The sequence below is a fragment of the Lactobacillus porci genome, from assembly GCF_009695985.1.
Lineage (GTDB): Bacteria > Bacillota > Bacilli > Lactobacillales > Lactobacillaceae > Lactobacillus > Lactobacillus absianus.
This window is the reverse complement of sequence record NZ_VUMX01000010.1, coordinates 1-22,298: the sequence shown is the minus strand read 5'-3', so window position 1 is coordinate 22,298 and position 22,298 is coordinate 1. Positions and strand designations below refer to the sequence as shown.

Genomic DNA, 22,298 nt, shown 5'->3' with positions numbered 1-22,298 from the left:
ACCTTTTCGTCTAACTTATTTGGCTTTTAAAACGAGGCCGGCAAACGGCATCAGGGTCACTTCCTGGCCCGTGGCCGTCCAATTGCCGGCTTGCAGGATTAGCCGTGACTTGGCAAATTCAGCCGGCAAGGTGACCTGCTGCTTCTTGGCGCTGAGGGAGACGATCACCAGAGCGTGCTCTTGGCCCAAGTCCCGCTGGTAGGCCACGATTTCCGGGGCCGTGTCAAGCAGGTAGTAGCTCCCGTCAGTAAAGAGGGCTTCCTGCTTGAGCTTCAGCAAGGCCTTGTAGAAGGCCAGCATGCTGTCTGGATCTGCTTCCTCGCTCTTGACGCTCACCTGGTCTTGGCTTTCGCCAGTCAGCCACGGGGTGACGGTACTGAAGCCATTGAACTGGCTGTCATCCCAAGGCATGGGGCCTCTGGCTGGCAGCTTGTGGGTGGCATTGACCATTTCAAGAGCCGCGGCTGGTGACTTGCCGGCTTTTTGGGCGCTGGCCATGAAGGCGTCAACCGTCATGTCCTTGAAGTCGGCCGCTTTCTCAAAATGCAGGTTGTGCAGGCCAAGTTCTTCACCGTAGTAGATGATCGGCAGCCCGTGCTCCAGATACATCAGCATGGCCAAAGACTTCTGCTGAACCGCGGTCTTGGCAAATCTGGTGCCCAGGCGGGCCATGTCATGGTTGCTCCAGTACAGGGTCGGCAGGCCGTCCTTTAAAGTCTGCTGCCAAACCGCCTGCGTCTGCTTAAATGCCAACCAGTCCATGCCCTTTGGCTGGTACTGGTCGCTGTAGGACTCGTCAACCGTGGACTGGTCCTCTGCAAAATATCTGAAAGTGACGACGGAGTCCATCAGGCCGCGATCCTTGGCCGTGTAGTCGTAAGCCAGGTTGACGTTGGCGCTGGCCGCCTCGCCAAGCAGCAGGGTGCCTGGGAAGTCCCGGCGGATGGCCGCGCAGAACGGCCGCAGTCTTTCCTGCACTTCCGGCAGGTTGGCGAAGAAGGGTTCGGCTACCACTGGCTCTTTGCCGGTTGATGGGTAGCTCTGGTGCAGGTCAGCCTTGGCAATGTGAATGAAGGCATCCACCCGCAGACCATCGACCCCCTTGGCCAGCCAGAATTCCGCGGCCTTGAGCATCTCTTGGGCAACCTTGGGATTTTCCCAGTTCAGGTCCGGCATCCGCTTGTCAAACAAATGGAAGTAGGACTGGCCAGTCCCCGCCGGGTCAGGTTCCCAGACGCTGCCGCCAAAGAAGCTGCCCCAGTTGTTGGGCCGCTTGCCCTGCTTGCCGGCAAAAATATAGTAGTCCCGGTAAGGGCTGTGGGGATCGCTGACGGCTTCCTTAAACCACGGGTGCTGGATGGACGTATGGTTGAGGACGAAGTCCATGATGACCTTGATCCCTGCCTGATGCAGGTCAGCCACCATGCCTTCAAAGTCAGCCATGCTTCCCAGCTTGCCGTCGATTTGGTAGTAGTCGCTGACATCATAGCCGTTGTCGACACCCGGGGACTGGTAGATCGGATTCAGCCAAACGGCGTTGATCCCCAAGTCCCGCAGGTAGGGGATGCGCTGGCGAATCCCGTTCAAGTCACCGATGCCATCCCCATTGCTGTCCTGGAAGGACTTGGGGTAGATCTGATAGATTATTGCATTTTTAAACCATTCGTCATGTTTGCTCATGTTCTGAATCCTCCGCCTCTAATTAAAGCAGACACCAGGGAACGCTTACAACGAAGAGATGCGTGTTAGCGCTAACAAAAGAGCATTCCTGCTTCAGGAATGCTCTTTTAGGTTGATTTAACGCGCTTTCGCGTATTTTTCAAGTACTGGCGTTGTTACAAAATATTACAAATTCAATGTGCTTTTTTAAAATGATAAGTCCTACTTGGTCGACTCCGCCACGTCCAAGGTCGGCTCGATGAACATTTCCCCTTGCGGGGCACCGTCTTGGCGGATCTTGCGCAGGATCAGGTAGGCCAGCTTCTCGCCGATCTCCCAGAGGGCCTGCTTGACGGTGGTAATCGTTGGCGAAGCGACCCGGTTCAACAGGACCCCGTCAAAGCCGATCACGCCAAAGTCAGCCGGAACGCTGGCCTCGCGGGCTTCCAGTCCCTGCAGCACGCCCATGGCGATCCGGTCGCTGGCACAGACGAAACAGGTGTTCTTTGGAAATTCGTCCAGGTGCTCCTCGATGAACTGGCGTCCGTCATGGCTACTGTTTGGCAGACGGAAGACCCGGGGGATCTTCTTGTTCTGCTGCATGGTATTGACGTAGCCGGCTTCTCTTGAGAATTCAAAAGCCTCCTTGACATCGAGCCCGATGAAGACGATGTTGCTGTAGCCGCGCTTTAAGGCGTACTCAGCCGCCATCGTCTCCCCTTGCAGGTTGTTGGTGTCCACGAAGTCGTAGCCGCCGCCGTTTTCGCCAAACAGGACAAAAGGCATCTTGATCTGGTTCAGCATTGGATACTCACCGGTTCTGGCCCCGGTGATGATTACCCCATCTGCCGCGCCCTGGTTGATCTGCTTGCCATCCAGCAGAAGCTGGAGCGTGTAGTTTTCCTTTTTCAGGCCGGTGGCCACGCCAAACAACACGTTGGTGAAGTAGGGGTCCGTGCCGTCAACGTCTTCCAAGATAACAAACTTGACGACATTGGTCTGGTTGGTTGCCAGGGCCCGGGCCGCATGGTTGGGGTGGTAGTTGAGCTTGTGCATGGCATCCTCGACTACCAGCTGCAATTCCGGGGCTACCAGTTCCGGATGATTGATAACCCGGGAAACGGTCATCTTGGAGACGTGGGCCTTGCGGGCAACGTCCTCAAGGGTTGTAGTTCTTTTCACGCCGTGATCCTCCTCTGATCTATCTGCTTACGCGATCCGCGCGACAAAGGCCTGGTACGGGCTTAAGACCGCCTTAGTCAAGGACTTGGGCACGGGAGCGTTGGCTACCAGGACTGACGCGATTTGGTCCGGCAGATCCAAGACCTGCTCCTGGTCTGTCAGGTTGCCGACGACTAAAAGCTGCTCATCGCCTAGGATCCGCTTATAGGCCATCACGCCAGCGCTGGTGTCCAGCAGGCTGAAGTCACCGTCAACCAGGATTCGGTCGTGATGCCGCAAGGCGATCAGCTTTTGGTAGACATAGAAAATGGAGTCCGGGTCGGCCAGGGCGGCTTTGACGTTGATCGCGGCATAGTTGGGGTTGACCGCCAGCCAAGGCTTAGCGCTGCTGAAGCCGGCGTTCTGGCTGTCATCCCACTGCATCGGAGTCCGGGCATTGTCGCGGCCCTGGGAGTTGATGGACGCGATCACTTGCTTGGGATCGGCCCCAGCGGCCACCCGCTCATTGTACATGCGGACTGATTCAATGTCGGCAACCTCATCAATGGTATCCACGTGTCGGTTGGTCATGCCGATCTCTTCGCCTTCATAGATATAAGGCGTTCCGCGCAGGCAGTGCAGGATCATGGCCAGCATCTTGGCGCTTTCGACCCGGTATTTGCCGTCGTTGCCAAAGCGGGACACGATTCTTGGCAGGTCATGGTTGTCCCAGAAGAGGCTGTTCCAGGCATGCTTGAAGTCCAGGCGCTGCCACTTGGCCAAAACCTGCTTCAATTCGCCAGGATCGACTGGCCGGGTGTCCCATTTTTCCTTGCCCGCCTGCTTGTCCAGGTTGGTGAATTCAAATTGGAAGACCATGGACAGTTCCTTGCGGTCCGGGTCACTGTAAAGCGGCGCGTTGTCCAGCGTTGCCCCCCAGGTCTCGCCAACCGTCAGGAAGTCTTCTTCGCCAAAAGTCTCCCGGTGCATTTCCTGCAAGTAGTCGTGCAGCTTGGGACCGTTGGCCGTAACTCCCGCGTCCGGCTGCTTGCCGATCAGCTCGATGACGTCCATGCGGAAGCCTCCGATCCCCTTGGCGATCCAGAAATTCATCATCTTATAGATCTTGTCCCGCAGGGCGGGGTTAGTCCAGTTCAGATCCGGCTGCTGCTTGGCAAAGAGGTGAAGGTAGTATTGCCCGACTTGCTCATCGTATTCCCAGGCACTGCCGGAAAAAGCGGACTTCAAGTCATTTGGCCGCTCACGCCAGACGTAGTAGTCGTGCTCTGGAGAATCAGGATGCTTTCTGGCTTCCACGAACCAAGGGTGCTGGTCAGACGTGTGGTTAACCACCAGGTCCATTACGATCCGGATTCCCCGCTTTTTGCCTTTCGCGATCAATTCTTCCATATCGGCCATGGTTCCGTACTTCGGATCGATCTGCTCATAATCGGCGATATCGTAGCCATTGTCGATGCCTGGAGACTTGTAGACCGGGCAGAGCCAGATGGCGTCAACGCCAAGCTGCTGCAGGTAGTCCAGGCGGCTGATGATCCCTTGCAGGTCGCCAACCCCATCCCCGTTGCTGTCTTGGAAAGACTTTGGGTAGATTTGGTAAATGACCGCGTCCTTCCACCACGGCTCCTTTACTTTAGAAACGCTGTTTCTTTCATTCATGTTAATTGCACCTAATCATATTAAATAACTTTTTCCTACACGCTTTTCTAAAACGCTCACATATTAAGGCTAGTATAACCAAGCACAAGCCCGAATTCAAGCGACGACAAGCTTCACTGTTTTTTAATCTTCAAAAAAGCCGCCGCGGACTTTCCCGCGGCGGCTTAAAGTAATGATCAATAGTCTTCTTCGTCAGCGTCTTTGCCATAGCCTTCCGGCTCGTACTTGGCAGCCAGTTCCTTCAGGTTCTTGTCAAAGTTCTTGCCTGAGAAGCGGTGGGCCAGCCATTCCAGACTGAGTTCAAGCCACTTGGCCGTATGCCGGCTGCCCTGCCAGCTGTTGTCCTCGGTGGCCAGTTCCGGCGTGGCCAAAGAGTAGCCGTGCAGGCCAATGTCAAACATGTGGGCCTCGCACTGGACATGGTTGGCATACAGGGCGGACTCGTAGGCCATGGTGTTGGTTGGCAGAACGATCGGGTCATTCCATGACTGGAAAATAAAGGTAGCTGGCGTCTTCTCCGTCACGCCCAAAGAAGTGTCGATCAGCTTCTCGTCTTTTGGCAGGGCGCTTTCAGCTTGGCTGCCCAGTTCAAAAGCCACCTTGTGGACGTCAGTCAAAGGATAGCCCAAAATCGTCGCGTTCGGCCGGACCTCATCCCCTTGATAGCCATACTTTTCTTGGTACTTGGCCTCATCAGCCATGTAATTGGCGCCGGTCGCGATGTGGCCGCCGGCGGAAAAACCGATCGTCACAATCCGCCGCGGATCAATCTGGTATTCCGCGGCATGGTCCCGGTAGTACTTGATCGTTGACAGGACGTCAAGACCAGCATCTGGATAGATCTGCCCTTCATCTTGCAGCAGGTTGTAGTTGACGATGCAGGCATTGTAGCCGCGCGCCATGTAGGCCATCGCGATTGGCTCGCTTTCCCGGGCTGACAGGTGGGTAAAGCTGCCGCCGGGAATGACGACCATCAAAGGTCGCTTTTTGTCCAAAGGCGGTCGGTCCGACTTGATCGTGTAAGTTTCGACCGTATATATGCGGTCGTTAAAGTTCTTTAGTTGAATCTTCTTGGTTTCCATCGTTCTTTTTCGCCTCGTCTTTTCTCCTGGACATCCCCCTGGACAAGAGCAAGGTTGCCAGAGGGACGGTCATCAAGACGCCCATCAGGGAGTACATGATGATCAATGCCTCGTTTACGAAAAGTTTATCATTAATTACCTCTCCAAAGGAGTAATGAAGCCTGTAATACCAAAGAAAAAGCGACAAAAAGCTGCCGAACATCCCGAAGATGATGGTGTTCATGGCTGTCCCCAGGACGTCGTAGCCAATGGCACTCCCGCTCTTGAGCAATTCTTCCTCAGTAATGCCCGGCTTGGCCTTCTTGATCTCCAAAATCCCGGAGCTCATGGAGACCGCCGCTTCCGCGACCGCCCCTAAGGCTGAGAAGACCGCGACGGTGATGGCGATCATTTCATAGCTGATCCCCGGCATCTGGGAGTGGCCCAGGAGAATTTCCCCCGCTTCCGGGCCTAAGCCGGCCGCCTGGGCCAGATACTGGATGCCCGTGATAAAGAGACTGACTAGGGCCAAAACGCCGACAGAGGCGTAAAAAGAGTTCTTAGCCACCGTATAGTCGTGGGTTCCCAGGAAGATGATCGTCACCAGTTTTAAAGGCACGAAAATCAGGGTAATGATGGGAATATTCAAGCCCCAGGAAATCAGGAGGGCGACCAGGATCAGCAGCAGGGTATTGATCAGGACGCTGAAAAAGCTGCGGATCCCGGTTTCCCCGCCAATGATGGTCATCAAGACCGCCAATAATAGAATCAAGGCTCCTAAGCTGCTCATGACGCTTTCCCTCCTTTCCGGCTAAAGCCCAGCTTGATGCGCGCGCGCTGCTCCTTATTCAGGAACAAGAGGCAGCAGGCCGTCGCGATTGGCACCGTCAAGACGATCCCGATCGCTGAGACCGCGCTCTGGGTAGCCCCCAGGTTCATCGTAAAGCTGAACATGGTGCTGATCGTATTGTTGTCCCGCAGGTAAAGGATGCTTTCCGGCAAAGCCTCAGAGATAAAAAGCAGGACCAGGACGTTGATCAAGGGCCCCATGATCTCCTGGCCCATGGTCCGGCCAGCAATCAGCAGCTCTTTCACCGTGATCTCTGGCTTGTGCTGGATCAGCTCGTGCAGACTCGATACGATGTCCGTAGCTTCGTCCATAACGGCCCCCAGCACCCCTAAAAGGGTCTGGGCCATAAAGATTCCCCGCACGTCCTGGGTGGCATAGTCGCCCATTTCATAGTTGAGGTAGCTTTCGCCCGTCAGCTTAATGATCAAGTAGCAGAGGCCAAAGGAGACAAAGACTCCCAAAAGCGTCGCCAGCCAGGTCACTAGCATTTTTTTGCCAAAACCCTGCACCAGCCACAGGCTGAAGAAGGAGAAGACGATATCAGCCAGGGAGAACATCAAGACGATATAGGCCCCGTTGACTTGGACGTCCCACAGAATCAGCAGGTAGAACAGGATCCAGCTGACCGCCATCGACAGGATCAAATGCCAGCTCTTGACCCCCACGACCAGGATCATCAAGGTCAAGGTGACGGTCAAAGCCAGCATTAAGGTCCAGTCCCGCTTGGGCGAGATGATCGCCAAAGTTCCCTTGTGGATCTGGACAAAAATCCGCTGCCGCGGTCGGTACTTCTGGGTGACCAGCTGGGAGGGATAATAGGTATTGACCGTTTTGAAGACCTGTCCCCGGTGCTTGCCCGAGAGGAGCTTGACGTGCAGGTACTGGCGCCGCTCCTCATCTTTGTTGTTGTAAATGTCGGTTTCCTTCTTGAGCAGCTTGTCCTTGATCTGGCGATCCATAATCACGGCCACGTCGTTGGCATAGCCGGCGGTCTTGAAGTAGGTGATCCCCGTTGCCAGCAAGCCCGCCAGCAGGACCAAGGCAGCCCAAAGCAGGCGCCGCTTCTTTAAGCTCATGCTTTCATCCTTTCCAGTTTTCTTTTCGCGCTTTCATTGTAAAACAAACAGGCGACCGCGTGCGGTCGCCTGTGTTTTTTTAGGAATTAGTTAAGCAATTCCTTAGCTTGAGCAAAAAACTCAATCAGCCTGATTAAAAAATTCGCTTCCACCAAGGACGCTTCTTGGATTTAAGCTGCATGTCCGCCAGAGTCCGGTGGGTTGGCGCGGCCTTTTGGGCATGTTCTTGGACCTTGTCCATCAAGGCCCGGTGCACCTCTTCATCCGACCGGTGCATGTCCGCGACCACCCGCTCGCGCTTTTGCTCAGGGGTCAGGGGCAGGTCCAGGTCGGCCTCTTCATCCGCGTCATCAGCCGGCAGGTCGGGAATGTCATCCCAGCCAAGCACGTCGTCAGCTGGCGCGGCTGGCTTCTGGGCTTCTTTTAAAGACGACAGCTCCTCTTTCAAGGAGTCGATCACCTGGTTCTGGCTTTCGATGGTCTTTTGCAAAGACGCCACCACCTGGGCTATTTTCTCAGAATTCTCCTTGGCAAAAATCCCCGAGGCTGCCTGCAGCAGGGTCTGGCCAGGCTCTTTTGACTTGGCCACCAGCTGGCGCAGCTTCTCCAGGTCCTCTGGACTGTAGAGACGGGCGTTTTTCTGGTGAGCAAAGTAAGCCGGGTTGCCAGTCACTTCTTCCACGATCTTGGAATACTTGCGCAGGGTGTTTTCACTAATGCCAAGCTCCTTCGCCGCTTCACTGGTCTTTTTCCGCTCACTGGTCTCACTCATTTTTATTTCCCGTTTCCCCAAAAATCAATCCTAATCGTGCTTGTGCAACAAAGTCTTCTTGTGCGCGTAGCGTTCTTCAGCAAAGTCGATCAAGCGCGTAATCAAGTCCCCGTACGCGATGCCGGCTTCTTCGAACAATTTTGGATACATGCTGATGCTGGTAAAGCCTGGCAGCGAGTTCAGCTCGTTGAAGATGACTTCCCCGTCGCTTTCGCGCAGCATGGAGTCGATCCGGGCCATGCCGCTGCATTCAGTGACTTGGTAGATCTTCAAGGCGTTTTGCCGGACCTTTTCTGCCGTTTCTGCCGGAATCTTGGCTGGAATCTGCAAGGTCGTGGTTGAGTCGTCGCTGTACTTGTTTTCGTAGCTGTACCAAGTGTTCTTGGCGTTGATGATTTGGCCGACGCCAGAAACGATTGGGTGGTCGTTGCCCAAAACGGCCGTTTCCACTTCAGTCCCGACGATGCCTTCTTCAACTAAGACCTTGTCGTCGTACTTGAAGGCTTCCGCCAAAGCATCAGCGTAGTTGGAGTCGTCAACCACGTGGGTAATGCCGACTGATGAGCCTTGGTTTGATGGCTTAACGAAGAGGTTGGTCGTGCCCAGCTTCTTTGCTACCCAGTCGTAGCTCAGCTTTTCATTGTCTGGATCATCGTATTCGTAGCGCTTGATGGATACCCACTTAGCGACTGGCACGCCGGCCGTTTCCGCCAGAATCTTAGTGAATTCCTTGTCCATCGTCACGGCAGCCGCCAAGACGTCCACGCCAACGAATGGCTTGTCGATCAAGCGGAAGAGCCCTTGCAAAACGCCGTCCTCGCCCAGGTTCCCGTGAACGATTGGAAACAGGACGTCCAATTCCGGACGGTTGGCCAATTCAGCAATGTTGGCCAGGTTGGCTGGCTTGTCGCCCTTGGCGACCGTGTAGCCGTGGTCTTCCAGAACCTTGAATGAGTCTTCTTCACTGGTCAGGTACCCTTCATTGGTGATCCAAATTGGGTGCACGTCGAACTTGTCTTTGTCAATTGCCTTGTAGATGTTGCTTGCCGAGATGATTGAGACTTCATATTCTGAAGAACTACCACCAAAAATCAAGCCAACTTGTTTCTTGTTTGTCATGTTTGATTGTCTCCTTTTTGTCAACTCTATATTATACGTAAAACTAGCCTATTGTGGGCAAGAAAATGGACAATTCTTACCATTATTTAAGAGTTTCGTCATTGAAAGCGCTTAGTGGCAAAAAAGACTCATAATCGGCTATAATATAAGCTAGAAGGGGGTTGATGATTATGCGCCGCAAGCCAATTTTGCTTACCATTCCGCTCTTGCTGGGCTTCGCCTTGGCCACGCCGGTCAAGGCGGCTGCTTTCACGCCCCAGGAGCTGGCCGAAGTCAGACGCTTCCAGACCGAATACGCGGCTCTGGACAAGACTGCCTACTCCGCGCAGAACCTTTACGCCGTTAAACCATCGCTCAAACAGAACTTCAAGGCTGGGACCCTAAATCAAGCTTACGTTGCCTCCCAGCTGGCTTATATCAACTACTACCGCGACCTGTTTGGCCTGAAGGCCGTCAAGGCCACGGCCTCCGGCAACAAGAACGCGCAGACGACCGCGGCGGTCATGGCCGCCATCAATGCCAACCCGTTCGTCAACCAGCACGGCTTGCCAACGGACAAGCGGCCGGCCTTCATCAGCAAGAAGACCTGGCTGCTGGCCCAGGACGTCTCCAGCGCCGCCAACTTGAACTTCAACGCGTCAAACCAAAGCGCCGGTGACGTGATCACGGACTTATTGACCGACCGCTACAACCTTTCCGGTTCTGACACCGGCCACCGGGCCTGGCTCCTGTCCACCCGCCTGAGCAAGATCTCAGTTGGGGCGGCTTACGGGACCAACGGCTACCGCTACTCGGTCAACCAGGTCCTGAACCTGGGCGACGCCTACGCCAGCCCCAGCCGGGAAATGGTGGCCTACCCCAACGCCGGGGTCTTTCCAATTGAGCTTTTGAACGGGAAGAACATCGCCTGGTCCCTGTACTTCTCCACCAAGTTCTGCAGCAAGACCCCAAAGATCACGGTGACTGACGATGACACCCACAAGACCTACGCGGCCAAGACGGTTGCCAACTACAGCAGCTATGGCTTCGGGAACTTCCAAACGGTGCTCACCTACTACCCGGCCAACTTAAAATTGACGGACGGCCACCAATACACCGTCCGGGCCGGCAAGCTGGCCACTTACAGCTTCAAGCTCTTCAAGCAAAGTGACGCCACCCGGTCCTACGCCACTTCCGGGAAGGTTGCCTCCTCAAGCACCAGCAAGTCCAAGAAGGTCTCCCAGAAGGTCTTGAACGATAAGGGCCTGGCCAAGTACCTCTACAAGGTCGGCAAGAACATCTCCACGATCAAGTCCAGCAAGATCACGACGACCAAGTCCGTGACCAAGAAGGCCGCCAAGAAGACCAGCGCCAAGAAAAAGACCAAGAAAAGCAAGAAGCCAGCTGCCAAGAAAAAGACCAAGAGCAGCAAGAAAAAGGCTTCCAGCAAGAAGAAAGCCAAGGCCAGCAAAAAAGCCAAGAAAAGCAAGAAGACCAGCAAGAAAGCGAAAAAATAGCCATTGCCGCTATTGCAGACAGAAAAGAAAGAAAGTTCATGACTCACGATAAGCTAAATTGCATCAGCCACGTGCCGATTTTTAAGAACCTCCCCCTGGACCTGCGCCAGGAGCTGGTCAAGATTTCCACCCACCAGGAGCGCTTCAAGAAGGGCAGCCTGCTCCACTACCCGGGCGACGGGCGCCTGTCAGTCATGTCCCTGGATTCGGGCAAGGCCAAGATCTACAGCCTTAACGCCGACGGCGATGAGCAAATCATCGACGTCATGCAGAAGGGCGACATCAAAGGCGAGGAAAGCCTTTTTGACAGCCACGGCGATGACTTTTTCATTGAGGCCCTGGAAGACAGCACGGCCTGCTCAATCAACAGCCGGGACTTCCAGAACCTGCTCAAGCGATCCCCGGAAATGTCCCTGCATATGCTTAATGAATTTGGCAAGCGACTGGTCACTGCCCAAAGAAATGCCGTCCGCCGCAATTCCCTGGAAGCCGGCCCCCGTCTCTTCGCGACCCTGTGCGACTACGCGGACGAAGCTGGCAGCGCCACCTTCACCCTGCCCCTGAAGAAGAAGGACCTGGCCAGCCTCTTGGGCATCACCCCTGAAACCTTAAGCCGGGAATTCGCCAAGCTCAAGCACGAAGGCATCATCGACCTGCGCGGCAAGGTCGTGACGATCCTGAAACAGGACTAACCTTCTTCAATCAGCAGTCAAACAAGGGCATACGAAAATAGTTACATACATAAAACCAGCTCCCCGCCATAGCAGAGAGCTGGTTTTTATTTTCTTTATTTCTGTCTTGCTTCTTTTTTCTGCCTTTTTGGCCGCTGGCTTCCCTTAGCTATCGCGCGCTGAAGCCTGCCATGGAATGGCGCTGATCACGAAGATGATGGCGCCGGCGATGACGAAGTCCAAGAAGACCCCGCTGGCAATTTCCAGCCAGTAGCCAAAGTCCGCGAAAGCAATCACGGAGGTATCCATCAAAATCGGAATCATGGCCAAAAGTCCATAGACCAGCATCATGAAGAAACCAGCCCACATCAAGCCGGCCATTGCCTCGTGCAGGGCCGACTTAAAGATGATCCGCCCGAAGGCATCGCTCAAAAGCGACTGCAGGGCGATCAAGCAGACCGCGATGGCCAGCAGGTTGATGATGCGGACGATCGTGACGATATTGGCTTCAAGCATGACGCCCGCCAGGTCAAAAGCATTGGCCACAATGTAGGTGGCGGAAGACTTCTGCTTGCCCAGCTTCTTTCTGACGCTGGCCACTTGCGAGGAGTCGGTCTTTTCACTGACCAGGATCACCTTCTTGATGCTGTTGGCCAGGCGCGTATCATCCGTATGCAAAAAGTGCCAGCCATACTTGTAGTCGATAATCAGGTCTTCGACCGCTCTGGCCTGCTCATCAGAGATCAGGTTCTCGTCATCGCTGCTGCCGCCAACGATCGTGGCCAGGCGGTTGAAATGGCTGTTGACCATCTTGCTGACGACGACCGTGTTGCTCTCAGACTTGATTGCCCCCTTCATAAAGGCCGGATTGAGAAAAGTCCCCATCGCCATGGCCAGGCTGACCAGCAGGAAGACTAGGAAGGCCATGGGCCGCTTGTACGGTGCCCAGTCGTCTTTATACCGCTGGCTGCTTTCCCTGCGTCTGATCATTCTGGAACTTTCTGCCATCTAAACTACCCCTTAACTGTAAATGGTTTTTCCTTCGTCAAACATGGTGTCGATGGCATGGCGCACATCTTCCGTGCTTGCATCGTTGATGATGCCATGGCCTTCGGCCAGGACTTCGTCGATCGCGTCCTTGTCAGCGTGCACGAAGCTGAACATCAAAGAGCTGGTCGCGTAGTCCGCCATCTGCTCCGCGTTCAGGTGGTGCTTGCCGCGGTCGCGGTAAAGGCGGCCAACCCCGGTAACGATAAAGGCAATGCCAGTCCGGATTTCCTGGTAGTTGCTGTATTCCGCGAAGGCATCATGCGACTTCATCCATTCATCCAGCATTTTGCTCCAGTTGTCCAAAGAAGACTGGTTGGTGAAGGCCTCGGAAATCACGCGGTCCAGCCCCTTGTCTTCCATCCCCAATGAGGCAATGGTGTAGATCAAAGCCTTGACCCGGGCAAAAGGGTTCTTGGTGGTCGCGTGATAGTTGGCGTCGACTTGGTCCCACATCGTGTTGAACAGGTTTCTGACGATGTCGCTCATCAAGCGGGCCTTATGTGGATAATAAGACTGCAACAATGATTTGGAAATGCCTGACTTTTCCGCGATCATCTGCAATGATACGTGATCAAAGCCTTGAATTCTGATTAAGCGGAAGGTGTTGTCTAAAATTTCACGCCGCCGCTGCATATTTTTTCTTCTAGCCATCTAAAATTGTCCTTCCTTCAAAAGTTATTTAAAATTATAGCAATCTTTCCGGCCGATAATACATATACTTTAACCTTATTTAAGGAAATAGACAAAGAAAAAGCAAAAAGGGGAATGCCCTGACAAGCCTCCCCTTTAGTTGCTAAATTTGCTTTAGTCTTTGGTGAATCTGTTTTGTTCGTCAAAGATTTCGTGGATTGAACGGTCGTTGTAGATGTGATCAATCCCCTTGGCCAGCAAGCGGTCAACTGACAGGCGGACGATCCGGTCCGGATACTTGCTGTGCTTGATGGTGTCGGTTACCACGATCTGTTCCAGCGGCAAGCCGTTCAGAACCTTAGTCGCGTCTTGAGACAGCAAGGCATGAGTGGCAGCGGCATAGACCTTAGTCGCGCCGGCCGCGAAGACGGATCTGGTTGATGAAGCCAGACGGGTGCCAGTATCGATCAAGTCATCGATAATAATGCACTTCTTGCCTTGAACGTCGCCGATCATGTCGTGGACGCTGTCGTCGTATCTTGCCCCGCGCTGGTCAACGATCGCGATTGGCGCGTTGAAGTACTGGGCGAAGTTCCGGGCCAGCTTGGTGCCGCTGTGGTCTGGTGAAACGACAACGACGTCTTCTTCATCCTTGGAAACGATCCCGTTGTCCAGGAAGTATTGGGCCAAAATTGGAATGGCGTGCAGGTCGTCGACTGGCAGGTCGTAGAAGCCTTGGATTTGGGACGCGTGCAGGTCGATGGTCAGCAGGCGGTCAATGCCGGTCAATTGCAGCAAGTTGGCAATCAGCTTGGCCGTGATTGGCTCACGCGAGCGGGTCTTGGTGTCGGACCGGGAGTAGGCCAGGTAAGGAACGACACAGTTGACTGAGTGGGCTGAAGCCCGGTGCAGGGCGTCCAGCACGATTTCCAATTCCATGAAGTTTTCGTTGACTGGGTCTTGGACTGATTGAATGACGAAGACGTCGCAGCCGCGGACGGTTTCAGCGATGTTGACTTGGATTTCCCCGTCACTAAAGTGGTGAACGGAAGTTTCCAGCAACGGCACGCCCAAAATGTTGGCGACCTTTTCATTCAGTTGCGGGTTGCCGCCCAGGCCGATCAGCTTCATTGGGTGCAGCAAACTATGGATTTCTTCTTTTGATAATGATGTCATCATGAGCCCCTTAGAATCATTCACTAAACTCGTGCTAATTTTATGTCTACGTAAGTATTATATCAAAGGTTCGCCTTTAAGCAGTATTTCTTTGACTAATCCTTGCAAAAATCTTTTATCAGGTCCAAAATCTTCAGGCTGCCAACCGCGTAAGAATCGTGCGTCTGCCGCGGCATCAAGACCAGGCGGCCGTTTGGCACCAGGCTGCTGTACCAGCGGACATGTTCGACTTTTACCCAGTCGTTCTCCCCAACCACGCACAAGAGCGGGATCGTGATCTTTTCCAGGGATTCCGGCGTCATGTAGGATTCGGTCAGCTCCACCCGGCTGTCGCGGTCAAACTTGAGAAAGCGTCTGACCCCTTCCGTCAGGTAGTGATACTTGTGGATCCCATGCCCGTCGATAAAGACCCCGGCCACGATCGCCTTGCCCAACAAGTCGGGCTCCTGGCTGGCCAACATCATGGTGACCAGACCACCGGAGTCGTAGCCAAAGACGTAAGGCTTCTCCAGGCCCAGCTGCTTGATGAAGGCCGCCAGGTCTTCCACTTCAGTCTGGTAGTGCTCGGCGATTTCCCCGCTGCTCAAGCCATGCCCCCGCATGTCCAGGGCATAGACCGTGTAGTACAGGGACAGCGGCGCCATGACCTTGCTGTACATCCCCCCGTCCAGGTGGTGGCCATGCAGCAGGATTAGCGGGCGGCCTTGGCCCAGCTTTTGATAGTAGAGGTCAACTCCATTAACTTTGATGATCATCTTTGATTCCCTCGCTTAAAAATTTGCGCGAATACTCGCGCTTTGGGTGGATCTGGCGAATTTCGTGGCTCTTTCTCCAGTTGTGCCAGCTGTTCTTGACCACGATGGAGAGCATCAGGCAGTTGGCCCGGACGATGCTCATTGAGTGCGACCAGCTGACCGTGTGGACGGCGCTGTCCGGTCTTTGCCAGTAGTGGTAGAGCGGGATGGTATTAAAGTAGAAGTTCCGCACCTTGGTCAAATAGTCCACGTTGAAGACCTGGTCCTCCATCAAGTCCAGCTCCTCGTTGAAACGGATATCGTACTGGCGCACCAGGCTGGTCTTGTAGCACTTGTTCCAGGAGTAGCCGCGCACGGAGGAAGTGATGGTTCCCAGGATCTTGCGCAGCCCCTGCAGCTTGGTCAGCATCCCCGCGGCTGCTTTTGGCGCGATCGGCTTGGCCGTGATCTTCTCAGAATCCAGGTAGTAGCCGCAAGCGATATAGTCCCATTCCGGGTGCTCGCTGAACTGCTTGATAAAGTAGTCGGTATAGGCCGGATCAACCCAGTCATCGCCATCATGAAAGATAAAGTAAGGCGTGTCGACCAGGTCCAGACCCAGGTTGCGGGCCGCGGCCACCCCTTTGTTCTCCTTGACCACCAGCTTAAAGCAGCGAAAGCGGGCCGCGTACTTTTGGGCAATGGCCACGGTTTGGTCCGTGGAGCCGTCGTCGATGATCAGGAGCTTAAAATTCCGGTTGCTCTGTGCCAGCAGGTGATCCAAGGCTCTGGCAATGTATTTTTCCTGGTTGTAGACCGTCATGATCACGGTCAATTCAGGTTCACCAGTTTGGCTCAAGCGTCTCCCTCCTTCTTGTTCAGCTCATTCATACAATTAAATCAGATCTTCAGCAATTGAATCCATTATAACATCTATGCCAGAATTTTTTCGCCAGCCAGGGCAAACATGACAAAGATCACGGCGGGCGCGACTGTTAATTTTTTCTAAACGTCAGGGCAAAAATAGCCGGATCTAGTATAATAATTGGCGTAAAGGAGAACCAATCATGAAAAAACTAATTACGGCCTTGACTGCCGTCTTGGCCTGCTTCAGCCTTATTGGCTTTGCTGCCGGCCACGCCAGCGCTGCTGCTGACGATGCCGCGCCGGTAATTACCTTAGGGACGTCATTGACTTCTTCACAAGAGAAAGGGACTTTAAACGTATTAAAGGGCGCCTTGAGCGACTCTTCCAGCTACAACACGCTGACCGTCACCGGCAGCGACCTGGTGACCTACCTGAACCCGTCCGGCTCCAGCTTCACCAGCGCTTCCGGCGTCTGGTCCAGCGCGGCCATTGAAAAGACCAGCTCCGGCTCTGGGATCAACGTCAAGATCCTGGATTACAATGGAAGCAATAATATTACGACTATCACTGCTGACCAGTACAAGAACGCGGCCGTGACTGCCGGGATCACCGACGCCAACATTTATGTTACTTCCGCCGTGCCGATCGACGGGTCTGGTGCCTTGGCCGGAATCTACAAGGCCTATGCCAAGGCCGGCAACAAGCTCAGCCAAAGCCAGATCAATGCCGCTCAGAACGAAATGGACACCCTGAGCGGGATCACCAAGGAAAACAAGGGCAAGGATGGCTATTCCGACGCGCAATTAAACAATGCCGTTGCCGGAGCCAAGAAGGAAATGGCCGAAAAGGGCTCTGACCTTTCCAAGCAGGACATCATTAATATCGTCAACAACGAAATTAAAGACAACAACCTGGGCAATGTCATCACCAATGAACAGAAGAACCAGATCGTCAATATCTTGATCCAAATCCGCGACTCAGGCGCCCTGAAGTCCGGTTCCTTTAAACAGCAGGCCGCCAAGGCTATGGATTCCATCCAGAAAAATGCCCAAGGCATCTTTTCTAAATTGAATACTCAAGAGAACCGCAATGCTTTGCAAAAGCTTTGGGATGCCATCGTGGAATTCTTCACCAGCCTGTTTAACTCGAATAAGTAATTACCAATCCCGCCAGCTTTACTTGGCGGCAAGCAAAGAGTCTGGTAAAAAATCTAACGAATATAAAAGGCTTCTAGAAGTATAAAACTTCTGGAAGCCTTTTTATGTATCTCAAATCACGGCAGAGAGCTGCGGAAGCTCAAAAGTGCCCGGCGTCAATGTCTTAACATAATGACATTGAGTTTTCCCCAGACTCTTTATTATTTTTGCTCAGCTTCCATCTTGTCCATGGTGTGGTTGAGCAGGTGGTCAACATAGATGTTGCCGGCATTAACGTCATGCCCCTTAACCCATTTATAATGCAAGTTTGAGAATTTGGCCACTTCGGCATCAATCGCCTTCCACAGGTCCAGGTTGGCAATCTCCCCCTTGGCCTTGCGCCAGCCTTTAGCCTTCCAGCCAGCCATCCAGTGCTGGACGCCATTCAAGACGTATTGCGAATCCAGAGAATAAAGGACTGCCTGCTCCTGCAGCCCTAATTCCTCTAATTTCCGCAGACTTTCCAAAAAAGCCGTCATTTCCATCTTATTGTTGGTCGCCTGAAATTCGCCATCTGTCCCATCGAACTTCTGCCCGTCCGGCAAGACGATCAGGTAGCCCCAAGCCCCTGGGTCGGTTTCCTTGACGTGGCCGCCTTTATGAACCCCATGGTTGCGGCAGCCGCCATCGGTATAGACGTAAGCCGCGTATGGACCGTCCACCGGCACCGTGACTGCCGGATCACCTGGGTTGACCCTGATTTGGGCCGACCCGGCAGGATTTTTGGCTAATTGGGCCGATTTGCGCTGGATCTTGGCCATGGCATTTTCAAAGGTATTTTCAGCCTTTTTCAGCCCATCCAGGGCTTCATCCGCGCTAAAATCCATGAATTCAATGGCATCCATGGGATTGGCAAAGGACTTGAACTCTGCCCCCGGAAAGCCATCGACCTGGGCCTTGGCCTCCTCCCATGAGTGGTAGATGCCCGGCTCGCGGCCCTTGCGTACTGCGTAAAATTTCATGATAAAAATCCTTTCTCTGCTGCTTTTCGAGCAATCTGTCTTGCTGGTCTTGTTCGAGAACATGTTATCATAGTTAGGTATCAAGATGGCATTAGTGGTTTAGGAGGAAACATGCTTTTTTTCAATTCCAGAAAATACGCTGAAGAAACTGAAAAGAAACGGCGCAAGAACCAGGCCGGCCACTCCGTCAACCAAATGATTGCCCTAGGCCTGCTGGCCACCTTTCCGCCCTGCCGGATCTTCCTCAAGCTGCACCGCCCCAAGATTGCCGACCAGGCCACGGTTGAAGGGCGGCCTGCCGCGGCCGGCGAGCAGGTGCCCATTATCTACATCCATGGCTTCCGCGGCGGGGACTACACGACCAACGTCATGGTCCAGGCAGCCGGTCAAGCCAAGGGGGACAGCCGCTTTTTAAAGGTAGAGGCTGACCTTTTGGGCAACATCCGCTTGACCGGGACCTATACCGGTGACTCTCAGCCAATCATCCAGCTGGCCATGAAGGACCGCTTCGTTGGCTACCAGGGCATCAACTACTATCTCAGCTTCGTGCTGCCTTTTTTAGCCCACAAATACGGCTTCAGCCACTACAGCGCCGTCGCCCACTCCCTGGGCTCGCCCTGCGTGGTCGCCACGGAGATGCGCTTTGCCCAAAAGCCTGGCTTCCCGCGCCTGGCCAGCTGCGCCTTGATTGCCGGCCCTTTCAACGGGGTCATGTACCTGGGCGACATCCCCAACGTCAACCAGCTGACCGAAAGCGGGCGGCCATCAATGATGACGCCCCACTACTCTTACATGCTCCGCCACCGCAAGGACTTCAGTCCCAGCATCCGCGTCCTGAACATCTACGGGAACGTCCTGGACGCGACTAATTCCGACCGCTTCATCTCGGTCGTTTCCGCCAAGAGCATCCGCTACGTCCTGGCCCCCAATGCCCGCTTCTACCAGGAAGTCGAGGTCCGGGGCGAGACGGCCGAACACTCGCAGATGCACGATGAGCCCTTCGTCATCGGCATCCTGGATAAGTTTTTGGGCTTGCAATAATTCACGGGCAAGCGCAAAAATAGAAAGGCCATAGCAAGACCAAAATCACGCGAAATATAGAAAGGAGCAGATATGACAGCTTTCTCTTGGATCGACGTCTGGCACATCATTTTCTTCGCCAACGCGATTCTAGCCCTCTGGACCGTCTTCCACCGCAAGCGGTCGGTTGCTACCTCCTGGGCCTGGCTGATCGTTCTCCTGATCTTCCCCATCGGCGGCTTCATTGCCTACGGCTTCCTCGGCCGGGGAATTTCCCAGGAAAACCTTTTTGCCATCAACCGCCAGAAGCACATTGGCCTCTCCAATGTCCAGAAGATGATCACCAAGGCCCCAGCCAAGATCGACCGGGCCGACAGCTCCCCCAGCGCCAAGATCCTGATCAAGTACCTGGACAAGGACGGGGAGTCGCCCATCACCAAGAACAACAAGCTCAAGCTCTATACGGACGGTCACGACAAGTTCCGCGACTTGTTCAAGGACATCAAGGCCGCCAAGTCTTCCATCAACGTCGAGTACTACACCATCTATAACGACCAGATCGGCAATGACTTTTTGCACCTGCTGATCCAAAAGGCCAAAGAAGGGGTCCAGGTCCGCGTTCTTTACGATGCCTGGGGCTCCTTTGGGGCTTCCAAGGCCTGGTTCAACCAGCTGACCGAGGCTGGCGGGGACGTCCTGCAGTTCATCACTTCCAGGAACATGATCTCCAGAAACCGGATGAACTACCACCTGCACCGGAAGATCGTCGTCATCGACGGGGTCACCGCCTGGACCGGCGGCTTCAACGTCGGCGACCAGTACTTGGGCCGCAAGAAGAAGTTTGGCTACTGGCGCGACACCCACCTGCGCCTGGTCGGCTCAGCCTCCCTCCTGCTGCAGGAGCGCTTCGTCATGGACTGGAATGCCTCGGCCGCGAGAGAAGCGGAACTGATCTCTTTTGACGAGAAGCTGTTCCCGGATCTGGATGAGCAGGATATCGATGAAGACGACATGGCCGTCCAGGTCGTCTCCGACGGGCCGGACAACGACGAGCCCTATATGCGCAACGGCCTGGTCCGCTTGATGATGCTGGCCCGCAAGCGGGTCTGGATCCAGACTCCCTACCTGATTCCGGATGAGGCCATGGTGGCCGCCTGGCAGATCCTGACCGCCTCGGGCGTTGACCTGCGGATCATGATCCCCTGCATGCCGGACCACCCCTTCATCTACCGGGCAACCCAGTGGTACGCCCGCCAGCTGTCCAAGATCGGGGTCAAGATCTATACCTACAACAATGGCTTTTTGCATGCCAAGACGATCATCGTCGATGACAAATACGCCACGGTTGGCAGCGTCAACCAGGACTACCGCTCCTATGACCTGAACTTTGAGGACAACGTCTTCGTCTACGACCGCGGCTTCAATAAAGAGATGGCCGACCAGTTCGAAAAGGACCTGGAAGCCTGCACCCACATGACGCCAGAGATGTTCGACCAGCAGTCCCACTTCATGCATGCCCTGCAGAGCTTCTCCCGCCTCCTGTCGCCAATTTTGTGAAAAAATATGAAAACATGAAACTACTTTCATAGCATTTTGAAAAATGCCCATTTTTTTGATCCGTTTTCAAGAAAACACTTTCTTTTTACCGGGTCCTTATGATAGAATTGACAAATCAGCATTTTAGCCGCGACCAGCGCTAAGTAATAGTACCCCACGGTTAAAATGTTTTTTTATGTGTTTGTCGTGTTTTTATTGATGTCAATTCACGAGATTATAAGGAGCAAATAGTAAATATGGGTATTTTTGTCGGACTGGTCCCAGCCTTTGCCTGGGGCGTCCAATCAATCGTAATGCAGAAAATCGGCGGCAAGTTCACCAACAAGGTCGTGGGCATGACCATGGGGACCTTCCTTTTCGCGGTGGTCGTCAGCTTGATCAAGACCCCGCAGCACCTGACGGGCAACCTGCTTCTGGGTTCCGTGCTTTGCGGGATCTCCTGGACTATCGGCCAGCTGCTGCAGGTCAAGTCCTTCGACATCTTTGACGTGTCCCAGGCCATGCCGATCAGCACCGGCCAGCAGCTGGTAGGGACGGCCCTCTTCGCCGTCTTCTACTTCCATGAATGGACCAAGACCTGGCAGTTGGTCCTGGGTGCGGCCGCGATCGCTTTGATCATCTTCGGGATCATCTCCCTGTCCTACTCTGAAAATAAGGACGCGGCTGGCAGCAGCCTGCAAGGCTTGATCTTGCTGACCATTTCTTCCGTTGGCTTCGTGGGCTACGCCGTCTTGCCGCGGATCTTCAACCTGAACGGGTGGGAGATGCTGCTGCCGCAAAGTCTGGCCATGTTCCTCTGCAGCCTGATCTACTCCCTGACCGTTGACCGCAAGGACACCTTCAACAAGGAATCCTTCGCCAACATCCTGACCGGGCTCTGCTTCGCGGTGGCCAACCTGGCCCTCCTGTTCTCCAACCAGTTCAACGGGGTGGCCGTTGGCTTTACCCTGTCCCAGCTGAACGTGGTCATTGCCACCCTTGGCGGCATGTGGATCCTGCATGAAATGAAGACCCACAAGGAAATGCGCCACACCCTGCTCGGCCTCTTGCTGGTCGTGGCTGGGGCCATCATGATCGGCCTGACCAAATTCTAAGAAAAAACAACGCCTTCCAAAGTTTTTCTTTGGGAGGCGTTTTCATGTTCCATAAATTTATCTTTTATATTAAAATTATCATTATCTTTAGACAATCTTAACCATTTGCAAGGAGACGGTTGCCATGCCCCACAACAAGGCCCCATGTGCTTTGGCCAATTTTTGGAATCAGCAATGCATTTGATTTAACTATTTTGGAGAAAAAGCACAAACAATGATCGAAGAAAAAGATGACATGCTCCCCCGACCAAGGTCGGGGGTTTCTTTATAGGCTAGTGCCCACGCGCAGCCTACAGCTTCTGAGAACGACCAACTTATTCTTGCAAGCAGGCTTGACCGAAGCCAAGCCTGCTTTTTTACTGGTTCTGTCCAGCAAGCTGAACAGCAGTGCAAAAACAGAGGTCAGTCTATTTATCACGGAAGTGCCCCCTCCGACGATTCCGCCAAGCCGCATTGACTGCTGCTTGACG

20 protein-coding genes are annotated in these 22,298 nt (G+C 54.0%); 6 read left to right on the top strand and 14 right to left on the bottom strand.

The annotated features are described in order from the left end of the window. Positions 1-15 precede the first annotated feature (15 nt). The 8 genes from FYJ62_RS04835 to FYJ62_RS04800 all read right to left on the bottom strand — a co-directional run bounded on the left by FYJ62_RS04835 (position 16) and on the right by FYJ62_RS04800 (position 9,375). Positions 16-1,680, bottom strand: a complete 1,665-nt coding sequence (locus FYJ62_RS04835) for an alpha-glucosidase (RefSeq protein ID WP_154548287.1) — start codon at positions 1,678-1,680, stop codon at positions 16-18. A 201-nt stretch (positions 1,681-1,881) separates the two neighbouring features. After that, positions 1,882-2,841 (bottom strand): LacI family DNA-binding transcriptional regulator, encoded by a 960-nt coding sequence (locus tag FYJ62_RS04830; RefSeq protein WP_206987999.1) that lies wholly within the window; start codon positions 2,839-2,841, stop codon positions 1,882-1,884. Between the two features lie 27 nt (positions 2,842-2,868). Next, positions 2,869-4,497 (bottom strand): glycoside hydrolase family 13 protein, encoded by a 1,629-nt coding sequence (locus FYJ62_RS04825; RefSeq protein ID WP_154548285.1) that lies wholly within the window; start codon positions 4,495-4,497, stop codon positions 2,869-2,871. 176 nt (positions 4,498-4,673) lie between these two features. After that, entirely contained in the window at positions 4,674-5,579 is a 906-nt protein-coding gene (locus FYJ62_RS04820; RefSeq protein ID WP_154548283.1) for an alpha/beta hydrolase, read from the bottom strand. Then, positions 5,545-6,348, bottom strand: coding sequence for a YibE/F family protein (locus FYJ62_RS04815; RefSeq protein ID WP_154548281.1), 804 nt, complete (start codon positions 6,346-6,348; stop codon positions 5,545-5,547). Before FYJ62_RS04815 ends, FYJ62_RS04820 begins: the two co-directional genes overlap by 35 nt. Then, on the bottom strand, positions 6,345-7,484 hold the full coding sequence (locus FYJ62_RS04810; protein ID WP_154548279.1) for a YibE/F family protein: 1,140 nt from the start codon (positions 7,482-7,484) through the stop codon (positions 6,345-6,347). The genes FYJ62_RS04815 and FYJ62_RS04810 overlap by 4 nt, the downstream gene beginning before the upstream one ends. 133 nt (positions 7,485-7,617) lie before the next feature. Beyond that, positions 7,618-8,256 (bottom strand): MerR family transcriptional regulator, encoded by a 639-nt coding sequence (locus tag FYJ62_RS04805; RefSeq protein WP_154548277.1) that lies wholly within the window; start codon positions 8,254-8,256, stop codon positions 7,618-7,620. Positions 8,257-8,286: 30 nt separating this feature from the next. Next, the gene (locus tag FYJ62_RS04800) at positions 8,287-9,375 is read right to left on the bottom strand and encodes a D-alanine--D-alanine ligase family protein (RefSeq protein WP_154548275.1); all 1,089 of its coding nucleotides are present in this window, start codon (positions 9,373-9,375) and stop codon (positions 8,287-8,289) included. A 164-nt stretch (positions 9,376-9,539) separates the two neighbouring features. On the opposite strand from FYJ62_RS04800, the gene FYJ62_RS04795 reads away from it, so the two are divergent. After that, positions 9,540-10,871: a CAP domain-containing protein gene (locus FYJ62_RS04795; RefSeq protein WP_154548273.1), complete on the top strand. Its 1,332-nt coding sequence runs from the start codon at positions 9,540-9,542 to the stop codon at positions 10,869-10,871. Between the two features lie 38 nt (positions 10,872-10,909). Further along, the gene (locus FYJ62_RS04790; RefSeq protein WP_154548271.1) at positions 10,910-11,563 is read left to right on the top strand and encodes a Crp/Fnr family transcriptional regulator; all 654 of its coding nucleotides are present in this window, start codon (positions 10,910-10,912) and stop codon (positions 11,561-11,563) included. 144 nt (positions 11,564-11,707) lie between these two features. On the opposite strand, the gene FYJ62_RS04785 is transcribed toward FYJ62_RS04790, so the two are convergent. The 5 genes from FYJ62_RS04785 to FYJ62_RS04765 all read right to left on the bottom strand — a co-directional run bounded on the left by FYJ62_RS04785 (position 11,708) and on the right by FYJ62_RS04765 (position 15,991). Beyond that, positions 11,708-12,550, bottom strand: a complete 843-nt coding sequence (locus tag FYJ62_RS04785) for a hypothetical protein (protein ID WP_154548269.1) — start codon at positions 12,548-12,550, stop codon at positions 11,708-11,710. A gap of 12 nt (positions 12,551-12,562) precedes the next feature. Continuing rightward, complete coding sequence (locus FYJ62_RS04780; RefSeq protein ID WP_154548267.1) at positions 12,563-13,243, bottom strand: TetR/AcrR family transcriptional regulator; 681 nt, start codon at positions 13,241-13,243, stop codon at positions 12,563-12,565. Between the two features lie 153 nt (positions 13,244-13,396). Further along, on the bottom strand, positions 13,397-14,398 hold the full coding sequence (locus tag FYJ62_RS04775) for a ribose-phosphate diphosphokinase (protein WP_154548265.1): 1,002 nt from the start codon (positions 14,396-14,398) through the stop codon (positions 13,397-13,399). Between the two features lie 95 nt (positions 14,399-14,493). Continuing rightward, positions 14,494-15,153 carry an alpha/beta fold hydrolase gene (locus FYJ62_RS04770; protein WP_154548263.1) on the bottom strand — a complete coding sequence of 220 codons (660 nt, stop codon included), beginning with the start codon at positions 15,151-15,153 and terminating at the stop codon, positions 14,494-14,496. Next, complete coding sequence (locus FYJ62_RS04765) at positions 15,137-15,991, bottom strand: glycosyltransferase family 2 protein (RefSeq protein ID WP_154548261.1); 855 nt, start codon at positions 15,989-15,991, stop codon at positions 15,137-15,139. The genes FYJ62_RS04770 and FYJ62_RS04765 overlap by 17 nt, the downstream gene beginning before the upstream one ends. 208 nt (positions 15,992-16,199) lie before the next feature. On the opposite strand from FYJ62_RS04765, the gene FYJ62_RS04760 reads away from it, so the two are divergent. Further along, entirely contained in the window at positions 16,200-17,156 is a 957-nt protein-coding gene (locus FYJ62_RS04760; RefSeq protein ID WP_154548259.1) for a DUF1002 domain-containing protein, read from the top strand. 200 nt (positions 17,157-17,356) lie between these two features. On the opposite strand, the gene FYJ62_RS04755 is transcribed toward FYJ62_RS04760, so the two are convergent. After that, entirely contained in the window at positions 17,357-18,157 is an 801-nt protein-coding gene (locus FYJ62_RS04755) for a ribonuclease H family protein (protein WP_154548257.1), read from the bottom strand. Between the two features lie 111 nt (positions 18,158-18,268). On the opposite strand from FYJ62_RS04755, the gene FYJ62_RS04750 reads away from it, so the two are divergent. From FYJ62_RS04750 to FYJ62_RS04740, 3 genes are all read left to right on the top strand, one after another. Beyond that, complete coding sequence (locus FYJ62_RS04750; protein ID WP_154548255.1) at positions 18,269-19,198, top strand: alpha/beta hydrolase; 930 nt, start codon at positions 18,269-18,271, stop codon at positions 19,196-19,198. 72 nt (positions 19,199-19,270) lie between these two features. After that, positions 19,271-20,734: a cardiolipin synthase gene (cls, locus tag FYJ62_RS04745; RefSeq protein ID WP_154548253.1), complete on the top strand. Its 1,464-nt coding sequence runs from the start codon at positions 19,271-19,273 to the stop codon at positions 20,732-20,734. A gap of 236 nt (positions 20,735-20,970) precedes the next feature. Continuing rightward, positions 20,971-21,828 (top strand): GRP family sugar transporter, encoded by an 858-nt coding sequence (locus FYJ62_RS04740; protein WP_154548251.1) that lies wholly within the window; start codon positions 20,971-20,973, stop codon positions 21,826-21,828. Positions 21,829-22,298: the final 470 nt, after the last annotated feature.

Coding starts and splice junctions, on each gene's coding strand:
- FYJ62_RS04835 (WP_154548287.1), bottom strand. CDS start 1,680: ATGAGCAAACATGACGAATGGTTTAAAAATGCAATAATCTATCAGATC.
- FYJ62_RS04825 (WP_154548285.1), bottom strand. CDS start 4,497: ATGAATGAAAGAAACAGCGTTTCTAAAGTAAAGGAGCCGTGGTGGAAG.
- FYJ62_RS04820 (WP_154548283.1), bottom strand. CDS start 5,579: ATGGAAACCAAGAAGATTCAACTAAAGAACTTTAACGACCGCATATAT.
- FYJ62_RS04815 (WP_154548281.1), bottom strand. CDS start 6,348: ATGAGCAGCTTAGGAGCCTTGATTCTATTATTGGCGGTCTTGATGACC.
- FYJ62_RS04810 (WP_154548279.1), bottom strand. CDS start 7,484: ATGAGCTTAAAGAAGCGGCGCCTGCTTTGGGCTGCCTTGGTCCTGCTG.
- FYJ62_RS04805 (WP_154548277.1), bottom strand. CDS start 8,256: ATGAGTGAGACCAGTGAGCGGAAAAAGACCAGTGAAGCGGCGAAGGAG.
- FYJ62_RS04800 (WP_154548275.1), bottom strand. CDS start 9,375: ATGACAAACAAGAAACAAGTTGGCTTGATTTTTGGTGGTAGTTCTTCA.
- FYJ62_RS04795 (WP_154548273.1), top strand. CDS start 9,540: ATGATTATGCGCCGCAAGCCAATTTTGCTTACCATTCCGCTCTTGCTG.
- FYJ62_RS04790 (WP_154548271.1), top strand. CDS start 10,910: ATGACTCACGATAAGCTAAATTGCATCAGCCACGTGCCGATTTTTAAG.
- FYJ62_RS04785 (WP_154548269.1), bottom strand. CDS start 12,550: ATGGCAGAAAGTTCCAGAATGATCAGACGCAGGGAAAGCAGCCAGCGG.
- FYJ62_RS04780 (WP_154548267.1), bottom strand. CDS start 13,243: ATGGCTAGAAGAAAAAATATGCAGCGGCGGCGTGAAATTTTAGACAAC.
- FYJ62_RS04775 (WP_154548265.1), bottom strand. CDS start 14,398: ATGACATCATTATCAAAAGAAGAAATCCATAGTTTGCTGCACCCAATG.
- FYJ62_RS04770 (WP_154548263.1), bottom strand. CDS start 15,153: ATGATCATCAAAGTTAATGGAGTTGACCTCTACTATCAAAAGCTGGGC.
- FYJ62_RS04760 (WP_154548259.1), top strand. CDS start 16,200: ATGAAAAAACTAATTACGGCCTTGACTGCCGTCTTGGCCTGCTTCAGC.
- FYJ62_RS04755 (WP_154548257.1), bottom strand. CDS start 18,157: ATGAAATTTTACGCAGTACGCAAGGGCCGCGAGCCGGGCATCTACCAC.
- FYJ62_RS04750 (WP_154548255.1), top strand. CDS start 18,269: ATGCTTTTTTTCAATTCCAGAAAATACGCTGAAGAAACTGAAAAGAAA.
- cls (WP_154548253.1), top strand. CDS start 19,271: ATGACAGCTTTCTCTTGGATCGACGTCTGGCACATCATTTTCTTCGCC.
- FYJ62_RS04740 (WP_154548251.1), top strand. CDS start 20,971: ATGGGTATTTTTGTCGGACTGGTCCCAGCCTTTGCCTGGGGCGTCCAA.